Raw genomic sequence first — 4,996 nt, 5'->3', positions numbered from 1 at the left:
CGGTCGCAGAGGTCCCGGGATTTCACAAAAATCAATGAGAACAACAGGTTTCACACAAAAAACTAAGGTAGGAGGAAATGTAATGGCTTATGAAGTCTTTACCAATGAATGGGCCCAGGCATGGCAGACGGAGTTGAACCAATCTCGCGCCTATCAAGAGGCGGCGGCAACCTGGGAATGGCCGTTGGTCTTGGTGATGGAGGCGGATCCGGATGAGAACATTCCGGAACAGCGGGCCGTCTATGTGGATCTCTTTCATGGCCAGTGCCGAGAAGCGCGTCTGGCGACGGACGAGGACCTGGACCAGGCCCCTTACGTCATCACCGCCGATCCCTTTACCTGGCGGGAGGTTATGGATGGCGAATTAGAGGCCATTGCCGGCATCATGCGGGGCCGCTTGGTCTTGACGCGTGGCAATATGGTGGTGCTTGCACGGTACGTTCCGGCAGCAACGGAACTCGTGCGGGCCGCCGCCCGCATCGACTCCGTATTTCCCGGGGCGGGAGCATGAAGGCCGCCCAATTTTGGGACCTCGAAACGGTTCGTATCGGAGACGTGGCTCCTCCCACGATTCAAGATCTGGATGATGTGGTAGTCCGGGTCACGACCGCGGCTATTTGTGGTTCGGACTTGCATCTGTACCGCGGAGATATCCCCGGGATAAAACCGGGGACCGTTCTCGGCCATGAGTATGTGGGCCGGGTGGAGGCCGTCGGGCCCCGGGTCAAAACCGTTCAAGTCGGCGATCGGGTGGTGGGCACCTTTCATGTGGCTTGCGGTCTCTGTTCGCTATGTCGGCTTGGGCAATTCCATCAATGCCAACGCGGCGGGGTGCTTGGCTATGGCATGGCGTTCGGTGACTACCCCGGAGCGCAAGCCGAGTGGGTTCGGGTCCCTTGGGGCGACGTTAACCTACGCCGAATTCCCGATGCCATGGCGGATGACAGCGCTCTCTTTGCTGGGGACATTTTCACCACCGCCTACGGGGCGGTGAAGAATGCCAATCTGGCGCCCGGCGAAAGTGTTGCGGTCATCGGTGCCGGGCCCGTGGGATTGATGGCGGTGATGGCCGCCCAGACGCTCGGGGCTGGTGTGGTTTACAGCATCGATCGGGATACGGTCCGTGCGGAGCAAGCGTCTGCCTTTGGGGCGCGCCCGGTGCCTTCGGACCGCACTAACCCCGTCCGCCGTATTCTCAAAGACACCGGTGGGCTAGGGGTGGATGTTGTCATCGAAGCGGTGGGGGGCCCGACCACGTTGTCCCTAGCCTTTCAACTCGTGCGTGGGGGAGGGCGTGTTTCTGCGCTGGGCGTCACCGCGGAGGCCCACTGGGACTACCCCTTAATGACTGCGCTGACACGCGATATCAGCTTTCGGGTCGGTTTGGCTAACATTCACCGGGATATTGATGAGGTCTTGCGTCTTCTGGCTAGCGGACGGGTCGATCCGACGCAGGTGATAAGCCACCGGTTGCCTTTGGAAGACGCAGCGGAAGGATATCGGCTCTTCCACCAGCAGATGGCGACCAAGGTGGTACTCGAGGTCGGCTAGGGGAGAGGGAAGATGGCGGAAGCACCAGAGGAGGGAGCGTATGGTTTTAGAATCCGAGTGGATTAGCCCCGAGGTACGCGACTTTTTGTCCCGGCCGCGGCCGATGTTGATTGGCGGGCGATGGCAGGACAGCGCGGACAACCAGCGCTTGTGGGTCAAGGACCCGGCCAGCGGTGAAAATCTGGTCGAGGTGGCGGCCGGCGGTGCGGAGGATATTGATCGGGCGGTGAAGGCCGCTGACAAAGCCTTCAACGGACGTTGGAGCCGGATTACTCCGGCCGAGCGGGCCCGCCTTCTATGGAAGTTGGCGGATTTGATAGAAGAGCACGCCCAGGAGTTCTCCGAAATCGAATCGATTAACACCGGGAAACCCATCACCGAGACAATGCTTGCTGATGTCCCCCTGACCGTGGAGCACTTTCGCTACTTTGCTGGCTGGGTGACCAAGTTAACAGGAGAGACACTTCCGGTGTCGGCTCCTGGACGGTATCTGGCTTACACGCGCCGCGAGCCTTTGGGCGTTGTGGGGGCGATTGTACCATGGAATTTTCCCTTGATGATTGCGTCCTGGAAAATAGCCCCGGCTTTGGCCTGCGGAAACACTGTCGTGATTAAGCCCAGCGAAATCACGCCCCTGAGTCTTTTGCGCTTGGGTGAATTGGCTCAAGAGGCGGGATTCCCGCCCGGTGTGCTGAATATTGTCCCAGGATTCGGTCACGAAGCGGGTCGAGCGCTGGTGGCGCATCCGGGGGTGCAGAAGATCTCGTTCACTGGTTCAACACGGGTCGGTCGAGAAATCATGGTGGCAGCAGCGGACCGGTTCACCCGAGTGAGTTTAGAATTGGGTGGCAAGTCGCCCAACATTGTTCTGCCCGATGCCAATCCGGAGTCTGTCGTCGGCGGGGCGATGATGGGCATTTTCTTTAATCAAGGTGAGGTATGCTGCGCGGGGTCACGTCTTTTCGTGCCAAAGAGCCAATTCGAACGCGTGGTGTCGGATGTGGCGCGGAGAGCCAAGGTCATTCACCAAGGTCTTGGGATCGACCCGAGTACGGAGATGGGGCCGCTGGTTTCGGAAGCACAAATGGAACGCGTTCTCCATTATATCGAGAGCGGCAAGCGGGAAGGCGCCGAGTTGGTGGTGGGAGGAGAACGAAATTACGAGGCGGGTGGCGGCTACTTTGTCCGCCCGACGATTTTTGCCGGAACCGACAACTTAACCATTGCCCGAGAGGAGATCTTTGGTCCTGTGCTTACGGCGTTGCCCTACGAGGATTTGGACGAGGTGGTGCGGCGCGCCAACGACACACCATATGGGCTGGCGGCGGCCGTGTGGACGGAAGATATTCGCCAGGGGATCAAAGTAGCCGAAAAACTGAAAGCGGGGACGGTATGGATTAACGGCTACAATCTGCTGGATGCCACGAGTCCTTGGGGGGGCTTTAAGGCGAGCGGGGTTGGCCGTGAAATGGGATCCTACGCGCTCAGTCATTACACAGAAGTCAAATCCACTTGGGTCAATCTCGGCTGATACGGGGATTGACCCAAGACATGAACGTCGTCATTTCCGGTACGGCTTGTTTTTCGGTGCACTTTTGGGAACTCAGGAGTTGCGCATCCACGGCGTGTGGGTCAATCCGAGAAGTGCACCGTCGGGGGCGAGAAGCCGTGTGACAGTTTGTCCCCAAGGCTCTAGCCGGTTCGATACGAGAACACGGTATCCCCGGGATTCAAGTTCACGGGTCGCTTCAGCGACGTCTTCCACATCGAGTTCAATCCAAGACTGGGGTCTGGGTAGGTCACTGGGCCAGACTGACGTGCCAAAACAAGATTCGGCCGCTTGTGACAAGGGCCAGAGGGCAAAGTGCTTCACACCGTCCAAGTGTCCGGTATGCCAATAGTCGCCTTCCTGCTCGAGGGCAATTCCGAGGACATCGTGGTAAAAGGCGACGGTTTCTCCCACGGGGTCATCTCCAACAATGGGACCGAAGCCCGCAACAAATAATACGTTCATGGCGTGGTTCTCCTTCACTTTTGTTTTTTTCGGGACGTTCGGGCGGAACGGCCTCGGTCGTCCGCGATTATTGTTCCTTGCGTGCGACGAGATGTACCCGGCGCATCGTTCTACCTAGCTGGCCAGCACTTTTCTGCGGGGCGTGAACAGAACGGCCAAAAATCCCAGTAACACGGACGCGGCCGCCCCATAAAAGAGCCACGGGTAGCCTAGTCGATCCATCAGAAATCCGATGGCGGGCTGGCAGACAAAATTGCCGAGTCCTGCGGCCATCAGCCAAAGACCCGTAAATGCCCCGACATCGGCTGGTTCGGCAAGGGTTGTGAACCACGGGTATCCGTTGATGTTTATGAATGCCCAAAAGAATCCCCCTACCAAGGCAAATGCTCGAATGGGCCACACTGAGCTCAAAAAGCTTAGCGCAAAGAATGCCAGAGCAAGACCGACAGTTCCGCCCAGCACCAAGCGTCGACGGGTCAAACGAGCGGCAAGAAATCCGCTGGGCACCGCAAAAATGAGGTAGGCCAGCGCGAATAGGCCTATGGTGATGACCGCTGTCGCAGATGCTAGGTGCAAATGATAGACACCGTAAGTGACAAAGAAGGTCTCCACGGAACTCTCGCCGCCGGACCAAAAGAAGACGGCGGCCAGCAGCAAGAGGGCCGTTCGGTCGGGACGGGCGACGATCCGACGGGCCGCATGGAGGAGATGACGAATGCCCACCCCGTCGCTGGACGGGGCCCCAATTGCTGGTTCGCGGATTCCCCGCCACATGATGAAGGGGATGATGAAGAATAGCACCCCAACCACTAAAAAGGGCAGCGGCCGTCCCATGTGGAACAACGCCGGGCCTATAAAGAAGGCGAGCAGTGCCGCGAGTCCGGCCATTGCGTTGATGATGCCGTTGGCTTGGCTTCGCCGAGGCGCCGGGGTGACATCTGGCATCAAGGCAATGGTGGGGGCGTAAAAGACATTGGAGGCCACGGCGTACACCAAATCGACCACGATTAAAAAGGCGGCCCCAATTTGCCACGGGAACAGCATAAACAGGATTCCGGTCACGGGCATTCCAATGAGGATGTAGGGCAGGCGCCGGCCAAAGCGGGTTTGGGTGCGGTCCGAGCGGGCGGAGAAATACGTGTTGAGCACGACGCCCATGAGGGTGCGCACGGACACAATCAGCCCGATGATGGCGGCGCTTGGGACGTAATGGCGGATGAAAAGCGGCACATAGCTGTTATAGATGCCGGCCGCCAACGAGATGCCAAACATGCCGAGGCCAAGAACGCCGGAACTCATGTAACTGAAACGTGCAGCGGGCGATGCCTTCTCTTCAATCGTCGCCATTTTAGCCTCCTAGTAGAACCATTCCTTAATTCGTGATAATCACGGAAGGTTATGGTACGGTAAGGGAAATCCTTGGTTGGAGGT

At 58.4% G+C, this 4,996-nt stretch carries 5 protein-coding genes; 3 read left to right on the top strand and 2 right to left on the bottom strand.

The features are described 5' to 3' along the window. Positions 1-82 precede the first annotated feature (82 nt). The 3 genes from HIJ39_RS21325 to HIJ39_RS21315 are packed head-to-tail and all read left to right on the top strand — an operon-like array spanning position 83 to position 3,082. Positions 83-511, top strand: a complete 429-nt coding sequence (locus tag HIJ39_RS21325) for an SCP2 sterol-binding domain-containing protein (protein ID WP_169103058.1) — start codon at positions 83-85, stop codon at positions 509-511. After that, positions 508-1,551 (top strand): alcohol dehydrogenase catalytic domain-containing protein, encoded by a 1,044-nt coding sequence (locus tag HIJ39_RS21320; RefSeq protein WP_169103057.1) that lies wholly within the window; start codon positions 508-510, stop codon positions 1,549-1,551. The genes HIJ39_RS21325 and HIJ39_RS21320 overlap by 4 nt, the downstream gene beginning before the upstream one ends. A 40-nt stretch (positions 1,552-1,591) precedes the next feature. Further along, a complete protein-coding gene (locus tag HIJ39_RS21315; protein ID WP_169103056.1) occupies positions 1,592-3,082 on the top strand; it encodes an aldehyde dehydrogenase family protein in 1,491 nt (496 codons plus the stop codon). Between the two features lie 72 nt (positions 3,083-3,154). Here HIJ39_RS21315 and HIJ39_RS21310 read toward each other — a convergent pair whose 3' ends face one another. Beyond that, positions 3,155-3,565 (bottom strand): VOC family protein, encoded by a 411-nt coding sequence (locus HIJ39_RS21310; protein ID WP_169103055.1) that lies wholly within the window; start codon positions 3,563-3,565, stop codon positions 3,155-3,157. 114 nt (positions 3,566-3,679) lie between these two features. Further along, a complete protein-coding gene (locus HIJ39_RS21305) occupies positions 3,680-4,912 on the bottom strand; it encodes an MFS transporter (protein ID WP_169103054.1) in 1,233 nt (410 codons plus the stop codon). Positions 4,913-4,996: the final 84 nt, after the last annotated feature.

This window comes from Sulfobacillus harzensis, from assembly GCF_012933365.1.
Classification (GTDB): Bacteria; Bacillota; Sulfobacillia; order Sulfobacillales; family Sulfobacillaceae; genus Sulfobacillus_B; species Sulfobacillus_B harzensis.
This window is presented reverse-complemented; position numbering and strand designations above follow the sequence as displayed.